Consider the following 17,670-nt stretch of genomic DNA (forward strand, 5'->3'; position numbering starts at 1 on the left):
TTATAGCGGAAAGTGGGGTGTGGACTGAGCCTGTGGTGAAAAAAGGCTACCTGAATTTTCAGGTAGCCTTTTTAATGTGGCAACAGCCTAGTGCAAAGCCTGCCACACTTTCAACGCGTCGGCGGTGGCTTTCACGTCGTGCACGCGCAGGATGGCGCCGCCGCGTTCGGTGGCGGCTATGGCGGCGGCAACGCTGCCGTGGATGCGTTGGGCGGGGTCGGCCTCACCGGTGATTTCGCCGATCATGCGTTTGCGCGATACGCCGATGAGTAGGGGCAGGCCGGTTTGTGCCTGCAAATCGGGCAGGTGGCGCATGAGTTGGGTGTTGTGCTGGAGGGTTTTGCCGAAGCCGAAGCCGGGATCGAGCACGATGCGTTCGGAGCAGATGCCGGCGGCTTGGCAGGCTTGGGCACGGGCTTTCAGGTAGCCCGCCACTTCGCTTACCACGTTTTGGTATTGCGGGTTGTTTTGCATGGTTTCGGGCAGGCCCTGCATGTGCATTAGGCAGATGCCGGAGTTGGGGTAGGCGGCGAGCAGTTCGATGGCACCGCTGTCTTCCAGGGCGGATACGTCGTTGATGATGTCGGCCAGGCCCTTGCCGAGTAGGCGTTGCATGATGGCGGTGCGGCGGGTGTCCACGCTGAGCGGGACGTTCCATTTGATGATTTCGCTCACGATGGGTTGCAGCCGTGCCCATTCTTCTTCGGGGGAAACGTGGTCGGCACCGGGGCGGGTGGATTCGCCGCCGATATCGAGAATGTGCGCGCCTTCGGTAAGCAAGCGTTCGGCATGGGCGAGGGCGGCGCTTCTATTACGGGAGTAAGTGCCGCCGTCAGAGAAGGAATCGGGGGTGAGGTTGATGATGCCCATGATTTTGGGCGTGGATAAGTCGATGCGAAAGCGCCCGGCTTGCCAAGAGGGTTGTGTCATGTGAGGCTACCTGAAAAAGAGGGAAAACAGAATTAAGGGAGAACAGAATTATAAGCCTGCGCTGAGAAAAGGTCTTCTTTGTTGTGCTAGGTAGTGGAAATAGGATTAGTGTGGTGTGTTTGAAATGAAAATAGCTGAAAAAAATGATATTATGCAGTGAAAAAATGGTCAGCTTGGACAGTGTTTAGCGGTGGCTAGGGTGCGGATATTTTTGGCCTTATGGGATTAAGAAACAAAAATATCATGGCATTTGGGTGTGGGTGCCAGAAGTTGCTGTGCATCAAATGCATACAATATATGTCGGTGTTAATATTTACTTTGAAAAGTAAAAGGCATATACTGCGATTCAGCGTTGAAGGTGGTGGAAAAGTTTATACAGCCAGCTGCCTAGTCCAGATAACTAATAGAAGTAGGCGATGTTGTTTGGATAATAAAGCCTGCCAAGCCTTCCTGAGTTACAAAGTAGAGAGTATGAATTGGTTTCGGGAAGCTTAAATTATTTGTTTTTATTTTGTTTTTGTGGAGATCTTGTCGAAAATGAATTACGATAAAACCGTAGCGGAAATGTTGAACGTGGATGGCGCTTTGGCTGCCGCAGTAGTGGATTATTCCAGCGGCATGTTGTTGGCCGGCGGCGGTAGCCCCTCAATCGATTTGGAAATTGCTGCCGCAGGTAATACTGAGGTGATGCGTGCCAAAAACAAAACCATGCAGATGCTTGGTTTGAAAGACGAAATCGAAGATATCTTGATGACTTTGGGCACCCAGTACCACCTGCTGCGCCCGCTGCCGCGTCATGATGGCCTCTTCCTGTACTCTGTGCTGGACAGAAGCAAAGCCAACTTGGCTCTGGCTCGCCGTTCTCTGATTAATGCCGAACGCAACTTGGGCTAATTGCCATATTCGAAACCGGCTGTCTGGTAATTAGATAGCCGGTTTTTATTGTTTACCACACCCAGTATGGTGCGGGAAAAATACAACAACCCTCCCGCCTTTTCTGCCATGCACTTGCCGCAGCCGGTATCCGGCCGCTACTATGCGCGGGTTTTCATGATTCATTCACCACTGCAAAGAAAGGAGCTGGCTATGCCGTACACTTCAATCCTCCGTTCAATCCTTTGCAGCTCAGAAGCCTAAGGCCATTCCCTTTTTCTGTGCCGCCCGCTTCGGGCTGCTTTCTCCCTATTTTGCAAACTGCATTTGATGCGCTGCTTCGTCGCGCCTGCCGTTTGCGTTCTGAGGATAAATTTATTTGCCGTTTCAAGCTGTTGCCGTCGTGTTTACGCGTGCTTGGCAGAGCTGTGCGCAAACGGATTTATCCGCTGCAAGAAAGTACATTATGGGCACACAAAATCTCCAAATCATTTCTGAAAACATTGTTTTAATAGCTGATTCAAATACCTGGATTGAAAGCAACGCCATCCAACAGCTCCGAACCACCGCCCGCCTGCCGCAGATGCGCCGGGTGGCTGGTATGCCAGACCTGCATGCCGGGCGCGGCTATCCCGTCGGCGCGGCATTTTTCAGCCCCGACCGTTTTTATCCCGCGCTCATCGGTAACGACATCGGTTGCGGTATGGCGCTGTGGCAAACCGATTTGCCCGCACACAAAGCCAAACCCGCCAAGCTGGCCAAACAGCTCGGCAGCATTGATGCGCCGTTAGGCGAAGATTGGCAAGCACGGATTAATGACATCCTGCCGCAGCATCCTTTTCAGGTAGCCTTAGGCACCATCGGCGGCGGCAACCATTTTGCCGGACTGCAAACCGTAGATACTGTTTACCGCCCCGAAAGGCTACCTGAAAACTTCGATACCGGCTGCCTGCAACTGCTCGTGCACAGCGGCTCGCGTGGGTTCGGCCAGCAGGTTTTGTGCCGCCATGTGGACGCGCACGGCCACCAAGGGCTACCTGAAAACAGCCCCGAAGCCGCCGCCTACTTGGCCGAACACGACGATGCGCTGGCCTTTGCCTGTGCCAACCGGCTGCTGATTGCCGAGCGCATGCTTGAACGTTGGCATGCCGAAGGCCGCCGCCTGCTCGATGTGCACCACAACTTCCTGTTACACACCGAAATCGGCGGCGAAACCAGCTGGCTGCACCGCAAAGGCGCCACCCCTTCCGACTGCGGCTTGGTGCTGATTCCCGGCTCGCGCGGCGACTACAGCTATTTAGTTGAACCGGCCGCCGATTGCAGTATCGCCCTCAATTCGCTTGCCCACGGCGCCGGCCGCAAATGGCAGCGCGGCGAATGCAAAGGCCGCCTGTCGCACAAATACCGTGCCGACAGCCTGCGCCGTACCGCTTTCGGCAGCGTGGTGGTGTGCGCCGACAAAGCCTTGATTTTTGAAGAAGCCCCACAGGCCTACAAAAATATCGACAGCATCATCGAAGCCATGCAGCAGGCCGGCTTGATCGAGCCGATAGCCCGCCTCAAGCCAGTGCTCACCTACAAAATCAACAGCGGCTACGGGGAGTAACGGCATGAAAATCATCAGTAAATTTAAAGACTTTTACGACCACAAGGTGGCCAAATACGGCATCGACCCCGTGCTGGTGTTCGACCGCTGCCAACCGCCGGAAGCCAAAATCCTGCGCGGCCTGCCCAAGCCGCCCGCCGGGTGGGGGAAGGAATACGGCGCTTGCGCCGTGGTGTCCGAGCTGTATATCGGCAATCTGCACGTGTTCCTGTTTGCCACCGAGAAGCAGGTGTATAGCTCATACGACATCGACACCGTGTATCTGCAACACCGCCGCCACCGCTTTCCCCTGAGCATGGTACGCTTCTTCGACGGCAGAGAATACTGCCTGCCGCAATGCCATAACTACTACTGGCCAGGGTATCGCCACTACCAAACGCCCGATTTCAGCCTCCGCCGTTGCAGCCGAAGCCACCCCATAATCGCCAAATACCGCCATACGCCGCTTCTGCTCGCCTATTACGCCGATCCGAACCGGCCCTCCCGGCTCGACAGCCGCCAAGATTTCGCCGAAGATCCGCAGCTCTCCAGCCTCGGCGTGTACCTCGACCCCGATACCGTGTGGCAGCACCTTTGCGAATACCTGTCGCAGCTCAAAAGCGAGGCAGAAACCAGTCCTCCCGTGCCAGATCAAGACAAAATCGGCAACAAAGGCTTCGATGCCAAGCATTCGTTCCGGCCAAAAATGAAAAGGAAGTAAACCATGATTTATCTGCAAATTTTCACCGCCCAAGGCTTGGTCGAATGCCAGATGTTTGCCCGTTTTGCCCTGCGGAAAATCCCGCACGAGGCCGAAGCGGCAGGCGTGGATGCCGAAATATTAGAAGAAACCCCGAGTAAACACGGCATCCTCTCCGCCGTGCTCAAGCTCTCCGGCAGCCGTGCCGAAAGCCTGGCCGCAGCTGGCAGGGCACGCTGCAATGGGCCTGCCCAGCCCGCGGCGGCCCCAGCACCCATGCAAAACTGGTATATCGGCGTGTTTAGTTTATCTGAGATTCCCGCGCTGCCAGCAGAGACGAAGGTATCGAATTCCAAACCTGCTACGCCGGCAGCAAAGGCGGGCAGCACGTGAACAAAACCGACTCCGCCGTGCGCGCAGTCCACCTCGCTAGCGGCATCGCCGTGCGTGCCGAGAGAGAACGCAGTCAGCGCGCCAACAAAAAATGCACACTGAGGCTGCTCGCGCTCAAACTGGCCGAACACCACCAAACCGCCCTGCGCCAACACGCCTCCGATGCACACAAATTACTCTATCAAGTGGAGCGCAGCAACCCGAGACGGGTATTTAAGGGGGAAGATTTCCGCGAACAGGCTTGACGGCGCGGGCAATGGGAAAGGCTATCTTAAATTTCAGGTAGCCTTTGTGGTTTAAATAGCCGTATCTGGTGGATAGGCCGCCATTCGGGAAGTCGGATTCAAGAATCCGACCTACAGGTTTTCAGGTAGCGTTTCCCTATTCGGCACATTGGCAGCCGGTATGGTGATGCCGTGTTGTTTGAGCGGTGTGTAGGGTGTTGCCGCAGGCATGCGCGCTGTCGCCCGATGTTTCAAACCGCGTGCGTGCGGTTCCGCACATACCCTATGCACCCCGCAAAGGGAAAGGCTACCTGAAAACGGTTGGTTGTCGTGGGGGCGTGGGCAGGCGGGCTGTTGTCTGAGTATTAAAACCGCATGTGTGTGTTTCCGCGCACTTTGCGCGTCCAGCAACGGAAAGGCTGCCTGAAAATTGTTTCAGCCCAGCAGGAACAACTCGCGGCCGTGTTGTTTGAGCCAGGCGGTAGCGGCGGGTCGGTGCGGGGGTGTGTTGTTCGACTTCTGCCCAAAAGGCGGGGCTGTGATTGGGGTGGCGCAGGTGGCAGAGTTCGTGCACGCAGACGTAGTCAGCCACGTATTCGGGCGCGCCGACGAGCCGCCAGTTGAGGCGGATATTGCGGCGGCGGCATACGCCCCAGAAGGTTTTTGCGCGGCTGAGGGCGGAGTGCTCGTGAACGAGTTGCAGGCGTTCGGCGTGTGCGGCGAGACGGGGAAGGAGGTAGGCTTCGGCCAGTGGCTGGAGATGTTGGCGCAGGAGGGCTTGCTGCTGCGGCCATTTGGCTGCGGGCAGGAGGATGCGGCCAGGCTGGATTTGGATGGCGGCTTGGGCATGGGATTGCAGTTGGTGCGGCTGGCCATAGAGCCAGAGGTAGCCGGGGGTGGCGGGCGGGGCGGGGCTGCACTGGAGCATTTGCTGCAGGGCAGTTTCATTATGTTGCAGCCAGCGTCGCAGCTCGGGCAGGCTTAGCTGCGGAGGAATGCTGAGCCGCAGGCTGTGTTCGCTGTGCGCCCGCAGGATGATGTTTTTCTTGGCACGACGGCTGAGGTGGAGTTGGATGGCGTGGCCGTTGGCTAGGGTGTGGGTGAGGAGGGGCATGGCGGGTTTCAGGTAAGCTTTGGGGTTTGATTTATATGGTTTCAGGTAGCCTTAGGCTACCTGAAAATATTTATACTGGTGCAACCACACCAGCCGATGGCTGGCAGGCTTATGCCTGATATTAGTGCCTAAAACTGCTGTTTGGCATGAATGCCCGGCCTACGGTTTTATGTTTCAGGTAGCCTCTGAGCACACAAAAGGCTACCTGAAAGTTTAATTGGATTGGCCGGCGGCTTCCGGCTGGGCGGATGCGGCGTCGGTGGCAACAGTTTGGTGCAAGGTGGTGAGCTTGCGGGTAAGGATGTTGAGGATGAGGCCGTAGGCGGGCAGGAAGAAGAGTGTGCCGATCACGAGTTTGAACAGGTAATCAACAAAGGCAATGTGCGGCCAGTTGGCAGCCATAAAGGCGTCGCTGCTGCCGGCGAAGGCGATGGAGAAGAAGAGCACGGTATCCACGGCGTTGCCGGCGAAGGTGGAGGCGGTGGGGGCGATCCACCAGGATTTCAGCTGGCGCAGGCGGTTAAACACGACAATATCGAGGATTTGGCCAACTGCATAGGCGGCAAAGCTGGCCAGGGCGATGCGGAACACGGGCATCACAAACACGGCAAGCGCGCTCCAGCCTGTCCACGCACCTTCTTGAAACAGCACGGAAAAGGCATAAGAAACGAGCAAGGCGGGGAACATAACGAAGAAGATAATGCGTCGGGCGAGGCTTTGGCCGAAGATGCGCACGGTTAAATCGGTGGCGAGGAAAATGAAAGGGAAACTGAGCGCACCCCAAGTGGAATGCACTTCGAAGCCGTTGGGCAGGGTGACGCTGAAGGGAAACTGCACAAGATAGTTACTGGCGGCAATCACCAGGATGTGGAAGAAAACGAGCCAGCGGAGTGCTTGCTGCTGTTGGGCGGGGGTGAAACGGTAGTTTTGCATAATGGTCCTTAGTTTTGGTTTAGATAAGAATCTACGCGGGAGGGTTGCGAACCGCGCGGGGGTTAGAAACAGGGTTTCAGGTAGCCTTTTGGTTAATGCGGCGGAACTTAATCTTCGCCGCCTGCTTCAAAGGAGAAGCTGAGGCCAGCAAACCATTGGCTGAAGTGGTCGGCAATTTTTTGGTAGAACAAATCGCTGTAAATCAGCCAAACGGATTGGTTGGGCAGGAGGAACAGGCGGCCTTCGTTGTAGCTGCCAATAGTAAAGCCCTGCTGTATTTCTTCCTGCGATAATCGCGGCCCATCGCTGCGGGTTTCTGTGGCTTTGAAGTAGAACTCGGGATCGGAGAGGTGGGCGTAGTATGGCAGGCCGTTGCGCTCAGGTTCGCACAGCCGGGCAGGTGGGTAAAAATCTACGTCTTCGCCATCAGCAGTTTCGTACACTTGGATGCCACGTGCCTAGCCAATCATGTCGAGGTATTCGGCAGGCAGGGGCTGACTGGCGTAATGGGTGGGAAGGGTGTAGGGCATGATGTTTTCTATAAATTTAGAAGATTGGCGTGGAGGTTACCTGAAAAATATGGCTGCTATGTTTCCTGCTCAAACTCTGCCTGCATGATTTGGCAGGCCTGTTCAAAAGCAGCTTTTTCTTCATTGCTGAAAACCGGCAGGGAGAGGGTAAGCCGTTTGGCTTCGTTCAGGCTGATGCGGCAGTTGGCTTGTAAAAGGCAATACAGGCTAGCAATGCTGTACTGTGCTGTTTCAGCCGGCAGATTTCGACGGCCAGTGCTGCGTTATCCAGCGGGGAAAGAGAGACGGCACGGTTTTTAATCTCAGCAATCGATATGGGTTTCAGGTAGCCCGCAGGCTTACTGCATATCGTGTGTAAACAGCCGCTCGCGCGCCATTTGCTCGAACGGCGTGCCGGGGCGGCCATAGTTGGCGAACGGATGAATGGCGATGCCGCCGCGCGGGGTGAATTCGCCGAACACTTCGATGTATTTCGGGTTCATCAGTTTGATGAGGTCTTTCATGATGATGTTGATGCAGTCTTCATGAAAGTCGCCATGGTTGCGGAAGCTGAAGAGGTAGAGTTTGAGCGATTTGCTTTCCACCATTTTGATGTCGGGGATATAGCGGATGAGGATGGTGGCGAAATCGGGCTGGCCGGTAAGCGGGCACAGGCTGGTGAATTCGGGGCAGGCGAATTTGACGAAGTAATCGTTGCCGGGGTGTTTGTTGTCGAACGCTTCGAGGATTTCGGGGGCGTAGGTTGAGGGATATTGCGTGCCGGTGTTGCCCAGCAGGGAGAGGCCGCCGAGCTCTTCTTTGTTGCGCATGGGAGTCCTTAGTTTTGGTAACGCGGGAGGGTTGCGAACCGCAGTTTGGAAAAAAGGAGCGGATTATAAAGGATTTTTAGGCTACCTGAAAGCGCAGCTTCAACGAAGTTAAAACGAAGTTTCCGAAGGAAGCTGAGTTTGTGCGGAGCTAAAGTCAAACTTCAACGAAGTTGAAATGCAGCGCAATAAGTGTCTGTGAAGCTAAAATTTCCAGGTAGCCTTCTGCACACTTGTCAGTGTACTTGATAGCGCTGCAATACGGCGCGGATTTGCGGCAGGGCGGCGCGGGCGGCGTCTTCGCCGAGTTTGACGGCGTGGGCTTTTTCATCGAAGCCGCCTACGGCGCCGAGATGCTGCACCTGTGGTTTGATCACCACGTCGGCCTTGGCCAGCTCGCTGTTGAGGGCGGGGGTGCTCATAATGTTGAGGCTTTGGTCGAGGTAGGAGAAGAAGCCGCTTTGGGATAGGCGGGCGGGTTTGGCGGAAATGTCCACCGCAATCACCACGTTGGCACCCATCTGGCGGGCGGCGGATACGGGTACGGGGGCGGTGAGGCCACCATCCACATAGCGTTTGCCGTTGATTACTGCGGGTTGGAACACGTTGGGGATGCTGGCAGAGGCGCGCACGGCCTGGCCGGTGTTACCGCTGCGAAATACCACGCTGCGGCCGGAGTCGAATTCGGTGGCCACGGCGGCGAATTTGCGCGGCAGGTTTTGGATGGGGCGATTGCCCACTTGGCGGTTGATGTAGTTTTGCAGTTTTTCGCCGCGGATAAAGCCGCTGGTGGAAAGGGTTAGATCCACCAAATCGGCGCGTTGCAGGTTTTCGGCTTCGCGCTGCAGGCGGGGGGCGTTCATGCCGGAGGCATAGAGGCTGCCCACCAGGGCGCCTGCGCTGGTGCCGGTAACGATTTTTATGGGAATATTGTTTTCTTCCAATACTTTAATCACGCCGATATGGGCGAAGCCTTTGGATGCGCCGCCGCCCAAGGCCAAGCCGATGACGACTTGAGGCTTACGGGTGGCGGTGAGCGGCTGGCGTGATGGGTTCTGCGAGTTGCCGCTGATGAGGTTGCAGGCGGAGAGGGTGAAGGTGAGCAGGGAAATGCCGAGGCTGCGGTGCAATAGGCTGTTCATGGGGGAATCCTATGTTATTAAGCGGGGGAGCCGGTATTGTATAGCAAAGTAACTCAATTTTCGCTACGGCCTTGGTTTGCTTTATTGTAGTTTTATACTGTCTGCGGTTTGCCGCCTGGTATCGAAAGTTGATTTAGTCCGCTATATCGGATAGCTATGATTGCCGGCGAATTGCTGGTGTTGGCGTTGGAACGATAAGGAGTTATTGCTAAAGAACAAGCCTACCTGAAAGCGCAGTTGCAACGAGAGGCTAAAACGAGAGGTTAAAATAGGAATGATGTGGTGTTGGCTCTTCTTACTGCCACTCAAGCTATCTTCGGTTTGTCGGCTGTTAGGAGTCACACTATTAAGTGCCAAAACCATATCGGCTGTTAATTATGCTCATGCGTAGGCTGTTCGCACGCTTGGCAGCATGCTGCGCCGGTATTTGCGGGTTCGGTCTGCACGGTGATGTGCCCGATGCCGTGAGTTTGCACCGTTGCCTGCACTTGTTGCGCCAAAGTGGCGGCTTGTGCCACGGTTAGGTCGCCACGCACGATGATGTGGCAGGACATGGCGTGTTTTTTGCTGGTAATCGTCCAGGCATGCAAATCGTGTACGCCCAATATACCGTTGATTTTCTGTATGTCTTCGGCAATTTTTCCCAAATCCGTGCCTTTGGGCGTGCCTTCCATCAGGATGTGCAGGCTACCTGAAAGCACGCCCCAGCTGCTTTTGCCAATCAGCAGCGCCACCGCCGCGCTGGCGGCCAAGTCCGCCCAGTCCCAGCCATAAAACTGTATCAACAGGCCGGCCGCTACTGCGGCAACGGAGCCGAGCAAGTCGCCCACCACATGCAAAAACGCGCCGCGCATGTTCAGGTTGTCTTTCTCGCCGCGCAGCATATACCACGCGATAAACAGGTTTACCAACAGCCCGAATGCAGCCACCATCAGCATCGCGCCGCCTGCTACGGGCACGGGCTTGAAGGCGCGGATAACGGCTTCGACCACAATCCACGCCGCCATCACCACCAGCGTAAGCCCATTGAGCGTGGCGGCAAGGATTTCCACGCGCTGATAGCCGTAGCTTTTCTGCGAGTTGGCGGCCTTCTCCGCCCATTTGAAGGCAAAAAGCGCCAAGGCGAGCGAGGCGGCATCGGAAAACATATGTCCCGCGTCTGAGAGGAGTGCCAAGCTGCCGCTGATCCAGCCTGCCGCTGCTTCCACCAGCATAAAGCCGGCAATCACGGCTAACGATACGCGCAGGATATGGGTGTTGGTGCTGTGGACGTGGGAATGGTTGTGTTCGTGGCTGTGGAAGGACATGGACGCTCCTTGGGGGATAGGGTGGGGCTACCTACCTGAAAATGAGAAGACAATAGAAGCGGGCATAAATGCCCGCGTGGTTTCAGGTAGCCTTAGAAATAAAAATGTATAGGCAGCGAGTGTTCATCCCACGGCTTGCTTGCCTAACTGGCTACCTGAAAATTTGCAGCCGCTGGGGCTAGTCTGCCTTCAGCGCGCGCTGGCGGCGGGTTTCGGCCAGCACTATACCGGTGCTCACGGATACGTTGAGGCTTTCCACCGTGCCGAGCATGGGGATGGACACCAGTGCGTCGCAGTGTTCGCGGGTGAGGCGGCGCATGCCTTCGCCTTCGTTGCCCATCACCCAGGCCACGGCGGCGGGGATGTCGTAGTGGAACAGGTCGGCTTCGCCGCCCATGTCGGTGCCCACTATCCAGATATCGCGCTCTTTGAGTTCGCGCAGGGTGCGGGCAAGGTTGGTGACGGCGATGTAGGGCACGGTTTCAGCGGCGCCGCAGGCTACTTTGCTCACGGTGGCATTCAAGCCGACGCTGCGGTTTTTCGGCGCAATCACGGCGTGCACGCCCATGGCGTCGGCCACGCGCAGGCAGGCGCCGAGGTTGTGCGGGTCGGTGATGCCGTCGAGGATGAGCAGCAGGGGCGGCTCGGTAAGGTTGTCGAGCACATCGTCGAGGTGGACGTGGTTGTGCGAAGCGTCGATAAAGCCGGCGATGCCTTGGTGGCGTGCGTGGCGGCACAGATTATCAAGGCGGGCGGCTTCCACGAAGTGAACGGGAATATTTTCCTGCTCGGCTTTCTCCAAAGCCTGCTGCATACGGGTATCGTGGCGGCCGGACAGGGCGTAGAGCTCGGTGAGGCTTTTGGGGCTTTGCCACAGGCGGGCGTTGACGGCGTGGAAGCCATAGATCAGGCGGCGGTTGGACATATGGTTTGCTTTCGTGATGCAGGCTACCTGAAAAAGCAGATATGGTTTCAGGTAGCCTTTTGGATATCGAGGTTTAATCTACGCGGCAGCTTGCGCTTTCTGATGGCCGCGTGTTGGGTGGCCTTATTCCGGCCACAATTTTTGGAAGGCGCGCACGGCGGCGGCGGGGTCGGGGGCGTGGGTGACGGCGCTGACCACGGCCAGCGAGGACACGCCGGTGGCGAGCACGGCGGGCGCGTTTTCCAGCGTGATGCCGCCGATGGCCACAGTGGGGGTGCTACCGGCTTGTTGCACGTAGCGGCGCAGTTTGTCCAGCCCCTGCGGCTCGGTGGGCATGGCTTTGGTGTGGGTGGCGAATACGGCGCCGCAGGCCACGTAGCTGGGCTGTACGGCCAGGGCGCGCGCCATTTCGGTTTCGTCGTGGGTGCTCAGCCCCAAGCGGATGCCGGCGCGGGCGAGGGCGGCAAAGTCGGCGCTGTCCATATCTTCCTGGCCGAGGTGCACGCCGTAGGCGCCTTCTTCGAGGGCGAGCTGCCAGTGGTCGTTGATGAAAAGTTGGCTATGCGAGCCGCTGGTGGCGGCGATGGCGCGGCGGATTTCCCGGCGCAGTGCTTCGCCAGTGAGAGTTTTGCTGCGCAGCTGCACGGTGTCTGCGCCGGCATCGGCCATCCGCGCCACCCAATCGGCATCGGGCACTACGGCGTAGAATTTGAGGGGGCGGATGATGGGGGGAAAGGGTTGCATAGCGGGCGGCCTGCGGGTGGTTGCGGGGTGGCTATTATAGCGTAGCCGCTACTGGCCGGGATGGGAAAGATACTGTCAGGACTAGCCCCGACGGCATGAAATATATAAGGCTACCTGAAAATAAATTGGAGCTTTCAGGTAGCCTTTAGGGCAGAGATGGCGGTTGCCTGAGCATATAGTCGTGTCGAAATAGGCATGCTACGACGTCGGCACGTTTTGCGTAAGGCTGTATGTTCATGGTTTGTTGTCTTGTATGAAAATAGTTGTGCCTCAATATAATAAAAGGCTACCTGGAACTTTCAGGTAGCCTTTTGTATGTATCAGAAATTAGAACAGGCGTTGGCGGCGGCGGCTAATTTCAAAGCCGTGGTTTTGGCTGTTGGTGCAGGTCATGCCACTGGTGCGGCTGGTGCACTGCCAGCCGTCGCCGCGCAGGGTTTGGCCGTAGGGCAGCACGCGGCTGTCGGGGCTAGCGAGGCTATCGCCAACGCAGCCCATTTGGGTGCGGCCGGTGCGGGAGATGGAGAAATTGCCGCCCCAATCGAGCTCGCAATCGCGCGGTTTGGGCCGGATGGGACGGTCGGGCTGGGGAATCTGGCATTCCACTACGCCGGGGGAATGGTCGTACATGCAGTTGATGTTGCCGCTGGGGCTGCGGAAAAGTTTGATGTCGGCATGGGCGGTGCCAGCGGCGAGTAGGATGGCTGCGACGGTAAGGGGGAGGGTACGCATGATGTTACTCCTTATATAGAGAGTGGTTGGAAAAGTGATTGGTAAACAGATAGTTAGAAGCGGAACAGGCTGTCTGGACTGATTTGGAAGCCGTGGCCTTCGGTATTGGTGCAACTTAGACTGTCGGATTGGGCAGTACATTGCCAGCCGGGTTGGTTAAAGAGTTTGAAGGGCTGGTTGTCGGGGAGGGCATAGCTGCCTGCTTGGAATTTGGCGTAGTACGCATGGTGTTGCTCTATTAGAGTGGTTGGGAAAGGAGAATTGTATCTCAAAGTTGGATGTTTTTTAGCTTTGTAAAAACTAGTTTTAGCTTCTTTAAATAATTTCTCAGAAACTCGACTTCCTTCGAAAAGCTTGTTTCAGATAGCCTTTGCTGCATTCTAAAGAGGCTACCTGAAAAATATTTCGGGATTTCACAGCACAGCTTGCGGATAGGCGCCGATGATTTTTACGAAGGCGGCACATTCGGCAAGGGCTTCGAGGGCGGGCTGGATTTGGGGGCTGTCGGCGTGGCCTTCGATGTCAATAAAGAAGAGGTAGTCCCACAGGCCGGCGCGGCTGGGGCGGCTTTCGAGCTTGGTCATGGAGATGCCGTACTCGGAGAAGGGCTGGAGCAGGCAGTGCACGGCGCCGGGGCGGTTGGGGGCGGAGACGATGAGGGAGGTTTTGTCGAGGCCGGAGGGCCGGGTGCGGCTGTGGCCGAAGATGAGAAAGCGGGTGTTGTTGGGCTCGTCTTCGATGTTGGCGGCGAGTTTGGCCAGGTGGTAGTGCTCGGCGGCGGTCTGGCCGGCAATGGCGGCGGCTTGCGGTTCGGCGGCGGCGAGGCGGGCGGCTTCGGCGCTGCTGGCCACAGAAATGCGGGTGGCGTGGGGCAGGTGGCGGTTGAGCCACTCGTGACATTGGGCCAGCGCTTGGGCGTGGGCATACACTTTTTCCGGCTGAGGGCTGCCGCTGGGTTGCTGCAATAAATGGTGCTGGATACGCAGGAGTACTTCGCCGCAGGCACGCAGGGGGGTGGAAACCATGAGGTCGAGGGTGCGCCCGACCGGGTCTTCGGTGGAGTTTTCCACAGGGGCAACGGCGTAGTCGGCCTGGCGGGTTTCCACGAGGCAGAAGCATTCGTCGATGGAGGGGCAGGGCTGGGTGTGGGCGGCGTGGCCGAAGTGCTTCACGGCGGCTTGCTGGGTAAATGTGGCTTCGGGGCCGAGGTAGGCGATGGTGAGCGGGCGTTCTACGGCGAGGCATTCGCTCATGATTTCGCGGAACAGGCGGGCAACAGCTTCGTCGGACAGGATGCCGGCGGCGGTTTGGTTTAGGCTTCGAATGCGCTGCAACACTTGGGATTCACGCTCGGGGCGGTAGACGGTGCCGGTGCCTTTGAGCTCGCCGATGGCACGGGCGTGGGCGGCGCGCTGGTTAAGCAGAGTGAGGATTTCGGCGTCGATGGCGTCGATGGCCTGGCGGTGGGGGGCGAGGGATTGGTCGGGCATGGCGCGGCCTTTGTGCGGGATGGGGATGGGTTGATTGTATAGCAGATTGGCGTCCTGTTGATACCAATTGGGCTAAGGCTGCAGCGGAAGTGAAGTGAGCTTGTTATAGCGCAGAAAAACGGGGCGTTGGTGTTGGCTGAATGTTTTCAGGTGGCCTTGATTGGGGTGGGGGTTAGCTGAGAAGCATTGCGGGAAAAGTTGGGCAAAGGCTGCCTACGGCTAGGGTAAAACGTTTATAATCTCGCGTTTTCAGGTAGCCTTTGTTACCAAGGGCTGCCGCTTCAACCTAAAGATTAAAGAAATTCAACTGAAACATGGACAAACTGAAAATTACCGGCAATGGCCCGTTGCACGGCGAAATCGTGATTTCCGGTGCTAAAAACGCTGCCCTGCCGCTGATGTGCGCCGGGCTTTTAACTGAAGATATTTTGCATTTGACCAACGTGCCGATGCTGGCTGATGTGAAAACCACGCACAAACTCCTGCAAGGCATGGGCGCGGAGGTGGAAAGCGACGGCGTGAGCGAGTTCAAAATCAACGGTGGCACGGTAAACAACACTTGTGCACCGTATGAATTGGTGAAAACCATGCGCGCTTCCATTTTGGTGCTCGGTCCCACGCTGGCGCGTTTCGGTGAGGCGGAAGTGAGCCTGCCCGGCGGCTGCGCCATCGGCTCGCGGCCGGTGGATCAGCACTTGAAAGGGCTGGAAACCATGGGTGCGGAAATCGTGATCGAGCACGGTTATGTGAAGGCACGCGGCAAGCTCAAAGGCGCGCGTGTGGTGATGGATATGGTGACCGTGGGCGGCACGGAAAACCTACTGATGGCAGCCACACTGGCCGAAGGCACCACCGTGCTGGAAAACTGCGCAGTGGAGCCGGAAGTGGTGGATTTGGCCGAATGCCTGGTGAAAATGGGCGCGAAAATCAGCGGTATCGGCACGCCCTCTATGATCATCGAAGGCGTTGAAAAACTGCACGGCTGTACCCACAGCGTGGTGCCGGACCGCATCGAAGCCGGCACTTTCCTCTGCGCCGTAGCCATGACTGGCGGGCAGGTACGCCTGAAAAATGCCGCGCCCAAAACCATGGAAGCGGTATTGGACAAGTTGGTGGAAGCAGGGGCGGAAATCCAAACCGGTGAAAACTGGATTGAAATCAAAATGACGCAGCGCCCGAGGGCAGTGGACGTGCGCACCGTGCCGCATCCGGGATTCCCCACCGATATGCAGGCGCAGTTTATGGCGATGAACGCGGTGGCCGAGGGCAGCAGCCGGGTGGTGGAAACCATTTTTGAAAACCGCTTCATGCACGTGCCCGAACTCAACCGCATGGGCGCGCAAATCAGCGCCGAGGGCAACACTGCGCTGGTAAAAGGCGTGGAGAGGCTTTCCGGCGCCACCGTGATGGCCACCGATCTGCGCGCTTCGGCCAGCCTGGTGATTGCCGGCCTGGTGGCCGACGGCGACACCATCGTGGAGCGCATCTACCACTTGGATCGCGGCTACGAGCATATCGAAGAGAAGCTGAGCAAAGTGGGCGCGAAAATCGAACGTTTGAAACAGTAGGCGCTTTGACAGCAAAGGCTACCTGAAAAACCAACCGTAGGGTTTTCAGGTAGCCTTCAGCATCAGGAAGCAAAAACAGCCCGATATTCGGGCTGTTTCCAATCTTTGCCGGTTTGGATTAACGGCAGGACAAGCCCAAGATGGTGGGCGGGTTGCCGTTGGACAGTTTGATGCGGCAAGTGGTGCCGGAAGTGCCGGATACCACGGCATAGCGTGCGCCGCCTTCGCTGCGGGTGCTGATATTCATCGGCTCTTTCACGCCCATGGATTTGGACGTTTGCGCCAGATTTTGTACCAATTCGGGCGGCAGGCCGGAAGAGTCGTTGCCGATTTTTACACCGTCGGCCCATGCGGACGCAATCGGCAGCAAGGCCAGCATCAGAATAGTTAATTTGCGTTGCATAGTTAGGTTCTCCTGTGAAAAATGGCTACCGTTGCCAGTAGCTGTGGAAACACTCTACTATATCGGAGTAAGGTTTGACAACGATTATGCCGCTTTTTCCCTACGGCAGTGTCGGTAAGTGTCGCATTTTGTGGGCGGGTGATCTAATGGCTTTAAATAAATTTCTTTATAAATTAGCCTATTAGTTGGCTAATTTGCTGCCTGATGTGAAGCAGGCGATAGCCAAGCGCGTACTGCCGATTAAATATTTTCAATGGATTGCCACACATGAACCGAAACAATTTCCCCCAATTGCCCGCCTACCGGCCACCGTTTTGGTTGCGCGGCGGGCATTTGCAGAGCATTTGGCCGAAGTTGGTGCGCATTGGCAGCCTAGCCTACCGGCGCGAACTTTTGCCCGACAGCCTGGGCGCTACCGAGGTGGCATACGATTTTGTAGATGGCAAACGCCCCGATGCTCCGCTATTGATGCTGTTTCACGGGCTGGAAGGCAGCAGCGCCAGCCATTATGCCCGCGCCCTGATGTTTGCCGCGCAACGGCACGGCTGGCATGGCGTAGTGGCGCATTTCCGTAGCTGCGGCGAAGTGGAAAACCGCGCGCCCGTGTTTTATCACTCCGGCGACAGCGCCGAAGTCGCGCACATGCTGCAATTAATGCACTCACGCTACCCGCGCATCTGCGCCGTCGGTATTTCCTTAGGCGGTAACGCATTGGCCAAATATCTGGCCGAACAAGGCAGCCATGCTATTCCGCAGGCTGCTGCCGTGGTGAGTGCGCCGTTGGATTTAACCGCCGCCTCGCACCGGCTGGAACAGGGCTTGAGCAAAATGTTGTATGCACCTTATTTCCTGCGTTCGCTGTTGCCTAAAGCCGCTGCTTGCGCCGCCCGTTTTCCGCAGATTGACGCCGCTGCCGTGCAAGCTGCCGCCAACTTCACCGATTTCGACAACAGCTTCACCGCCCCCGTGCACGGCTTTGCCGATGCCGCCGACTACTACCGCCGCTCCAGCGCCAAACCCCTGCTGCACCAAATCGCCGTACCTACCCTGATTTTGAACGCACTCAACGACCCCTTCATTCCTGCCGAATCACTGCCGCAGGCGGGCGATGTGTCGTCAGCCGTTACCCTGTTGCAGCCCGAATACGGCGGCCACGCCGGCTTTCCCGGCACGGCTGATTTAGATTGGCTGCCAGATACCGTGTTGCGTTATTTCGACGGCGTGGCAGTAAAGGCTACCTGAAAAGGTAGGAAGATTTTTCAGGTAGCCTC

20 protein-coding genes are annotated in these 17,670 nt (G+C 57.0%); 7 read left to right on the top strand and 13 right to left on the bottom strand.

Features of this window, described 5'->3' with window-relative positions; genetic code table 11:
* Positions 1-87: 87 nt before the first annotated feature.
* Positions 88-930: a dihydropteroate synthase gene (gene folP / locus A7P97_RS03850; RefSeq protein WP_067530463.1), complete on the bottom strand. Its 843-nt coding sequence runs from the start codon at positions 928-930 to the stop codon at positions 88-90.
* Between the two features lie 537 nt (positions 931-1,467).
* Here folP and A7P97_RS03855 point away from each other — a divergent pair.
* The 5 genes from A7P97_RS03855 to A7P97_RS10615 all read left to right on the top strand — a co-directional run bounded on the left by A7P97_RS03855 (position 1,468) and on the right by A7P97_RS10615 (position 4,726).
* Complete coding sequence (locus A7P97_RS03855; RefSeq protein ID WP_067530464.1) at positions 1,468-1,824, top strand: hypothetical protein; 357 nt, start codon at positions 1,468-1,470, stop codon at positions 1,822-1,824.
* Between the two features lie 445 nt (positions 1,825-2,269).
* A complete protein-coding gene (locus A7P97_RS03860; RefSeq protein ID WP_067530465.1) occupies positions 2,270-3,409 on the top strand; it encodes an RNA ligase RtcB family protein in 1,140 nt (379 codons plus the stop codon).
* Between the two features lie 4 nt (positions 3,410-3,413).
* The gene (locus A7P97_RS03865) at positions 3,414-4,109 is read left to right on the top strand and encodes a hypothetical protein (protein WP_067596318.1); all 696 of its coding nucleotides are present in this window, start codon (positions 3,414-3,416) and stop codon (positions 4,107-4,109) included.
* 3 nt (positions 4,110-4,112) lie between these two features.
* Positions 4,113-4,481 carry a hypothetical protein gene (locus A7P97_RS10610; RefSeq protein WP_231865638.1) on the top strand — a complete coding sequence of 123 codons (369 nt, stop codon included), beginning with the start codon at positions 4,113-4,115 and terminating at the stop codon, positions 4,479-4,481.
* Positions 4,478-4,726, top strand: a complete 249-nt coding sequence (locus A7P97_RS10615) for a peptide chain release factor-like protein (protein ID WP_231865639.1) — start codon at positions 4,478-4,480, stop codon at positions 4,724-4,726. The genes A7P97_RS10610 and A7P97_RS10615 overlap by 4 nt, the downstream gene beginning before the upstream one ends.
* A gap of 286 nt (positions 4,727-5,012) precedes the next feature.
* Here A7P97_RS10615 and A7P97_RS03875 read toward each other — a convergent pair whose 3' ends face one another.
* The 11 genes from A7P97_RS03875 to pheA form a co-directional block, all read right to left on the bottom strand.
* The gene (locus A7P97_RS03875; protein WP_369815095.1) at positions 5,013-5,819 is read right to left on the bottom strand and encodes a M48 family metallopeptidase; all 807 of its coding nucleotides are present in this window, start codon (positions 5,817-5,819) and stop codon (positions 5,013-5,015) included.
* Between the two features lie 213 nt (positions 5,820-6,032).
* Positions 6,033-6,752 carry a 7-cyano-7-deazaguanine/7-aminomethyl-7-deazaguanine transporter gene (locus A7P97_RS03880; protein WP_067530467.1) on the bottom strand — a complete coding sequence of 240 codons (720 nt, stop codon included), beginning with the start codon at positions 6,750-6,752 and terminating at the stop codon, positions 6,033-6,035.
* Positions 6,753-6,859: 107 nt separating this feature from the next.
* On the bottom strand, positions 6,860-7,195 hold the full coding sequence (locus tag A7P97_RS03885) for a hypothetical protein (protein ID WP_067530468.1): 336 nt from the start codon (positions 7,193-7,195) through the stop codon (positions 6,860-6,862).
* Between the two features lie 425 nt (positions 7,196-7,620).
* Positions 7,621-8,091, bottom strand: a complete 471-nt coding sequence (queF, locus tag A7P97_RS03890; protein WP_067530469.1) for a preQ(1) synthase — start codon at positions 8,089-8,091, stop codon at positions 7,621-7,623.
* A gap of 233 nt (positions 8,092-8,324) precedes the next feature.
* On the bottom strand, positions 8,325-9,230 hold the full coding sequence (locus tag A7P97_RS03895) for a patatin-like phospholipase family protein (protein WP_067530470.1): 906 nt from the start codon (positions 9,228-9,230) through the stop codon (positions 8,325-8,327).
* A 371-nt stretch (positions 9,231-9,601) separates the two neighbouring features.
* Positions 9,602-10,537: a cation diffusion facilitator family transporter gene (locus A7P97_RS03900; RefSeq protein ID WP_067530471.1), complete on the bottom strand. Its 936-nt coding sequence runs from the start codon at positions 10,535-10,537 to the stop codon at positions 9,602-9,604.
* A 178-nt stretch (positions 10,538-10,715) separates the two neighbouring features.
* On the bottom strand, positions 10,716-11,462 hold the full coding sequence (gene rlmB, locus A7P97_RS03905; protein WP_067596319.1) for a 23S rRNA (guanosine(2251)-2'-O)-methyltransferase RlmB: 747 nt from the start codon (positions 11,460-11,462) through the stop codon (positions 10,716-10,718).
* A gap of 123 nt (positions 11,463-11,585) precedes the next feature.
* Positions 11,586-12,206: a thiamine phosphate synthase gene (gene thiE / locus A7P97_RS03910; protein WP_067530473.1), complete on the bottom strand. Its 621-nt coding sequence runs from the start codon at positions 12,204-12,206 to the stop codon at positions 11,586-11,588.
* 327 nt (positions 12,207-12,533) lie between these two features.
* Complete coding sequence (locus A7P97_RS03915; RefSeq protein ID WP_082887591.1) at positions 12,534-12,938, bottom strand: DUF6636 domain-containing protein; 405 nt, start codon at positions 12,936-12,938, stop codon at positions 12,534-12,536.
* A gap of 53 nt (positions 12,939-12,991) precedes the next feature.
* On the bottom strand, positions 12,992-13,210 hold the full coding sequence (locus A7P97_RS10045) for a hypothetical protein (protein ID WP_125080317.1): 219 nt from the start codon (positions 13,208-13,210) through the stop codon (positions 12,992-12,994).
* 141 nt (positions 13,211-13,351) lie between these two features.
* Positions 13,352-14,428, bottom strand: coding sequence for a prephenate dehydratase (gene pheA, locus A7P97_RS03920; RefSeq protein ID WP_067530474.1), 1,077 nt, complete (start codon positions 14,426-14,428; stop codon positions 13,352-13,354).
* A gap of 314 nt (positions 14,429-14,742) precedes the next feature.
* On the opposite strand from pheA, the gene murA reads away from it, so the two are divergent.
* Positions 14,743-15,996, top strand: coding sequence for a UDP-N-acetylglucosamine 1-carboxyvinyltransferase (murA, locus tag A7P97_RS03925; protein WP_067530475.1), 1,254 nt, complete (start codon positions 14,743-14,745; stop codon positions 15,994-15,996).
* Positions 15,997-16,114: 118 nt separating this feature from the next.
* On the opposite strand, the gene A7P97_RS03930 is transcribed toward murA, so the two are convergent.
* On the bottom strand, positions 16,115-16,399 hold the full coding sequence (locus tag A7P97_RS03930; protein ID WP_067530476.1) for a hypothetical protein: 285 nt from the start codon (positions 16,397-16,399) through the stop codon (positions 16,115-16,117).
* 267 nt (positions 16,400-16,666) lie between these two features.
* Between A7P97_RS03930 and A7P97_RS03935 the strand changes: the two genes are divergently transcribed.
* The gene (locus tag A7P97_RS03935; protein WP_067530477.1) at positions 16,667-17,641 is read left to right on the top strand and encodes a YheT family hydrolase; all 975 of its coding nucleotides are present in this window, start codon (positions 16,667-16,669) and stop codon (positions 17,639-17,641) included.
* The last annotated feature ends 29 nt before the right edge of the window (positions 17,642-17,670 follow it).

The organism is Eikenella sp. NML070372 (assembly GCF_001648415.1).
GTDB lineage: Bacteria > Pseudomonadota > Gammaproteobacteria > Burkholderiales > Neisseriaceae > Eikenella > Eikenella exigua.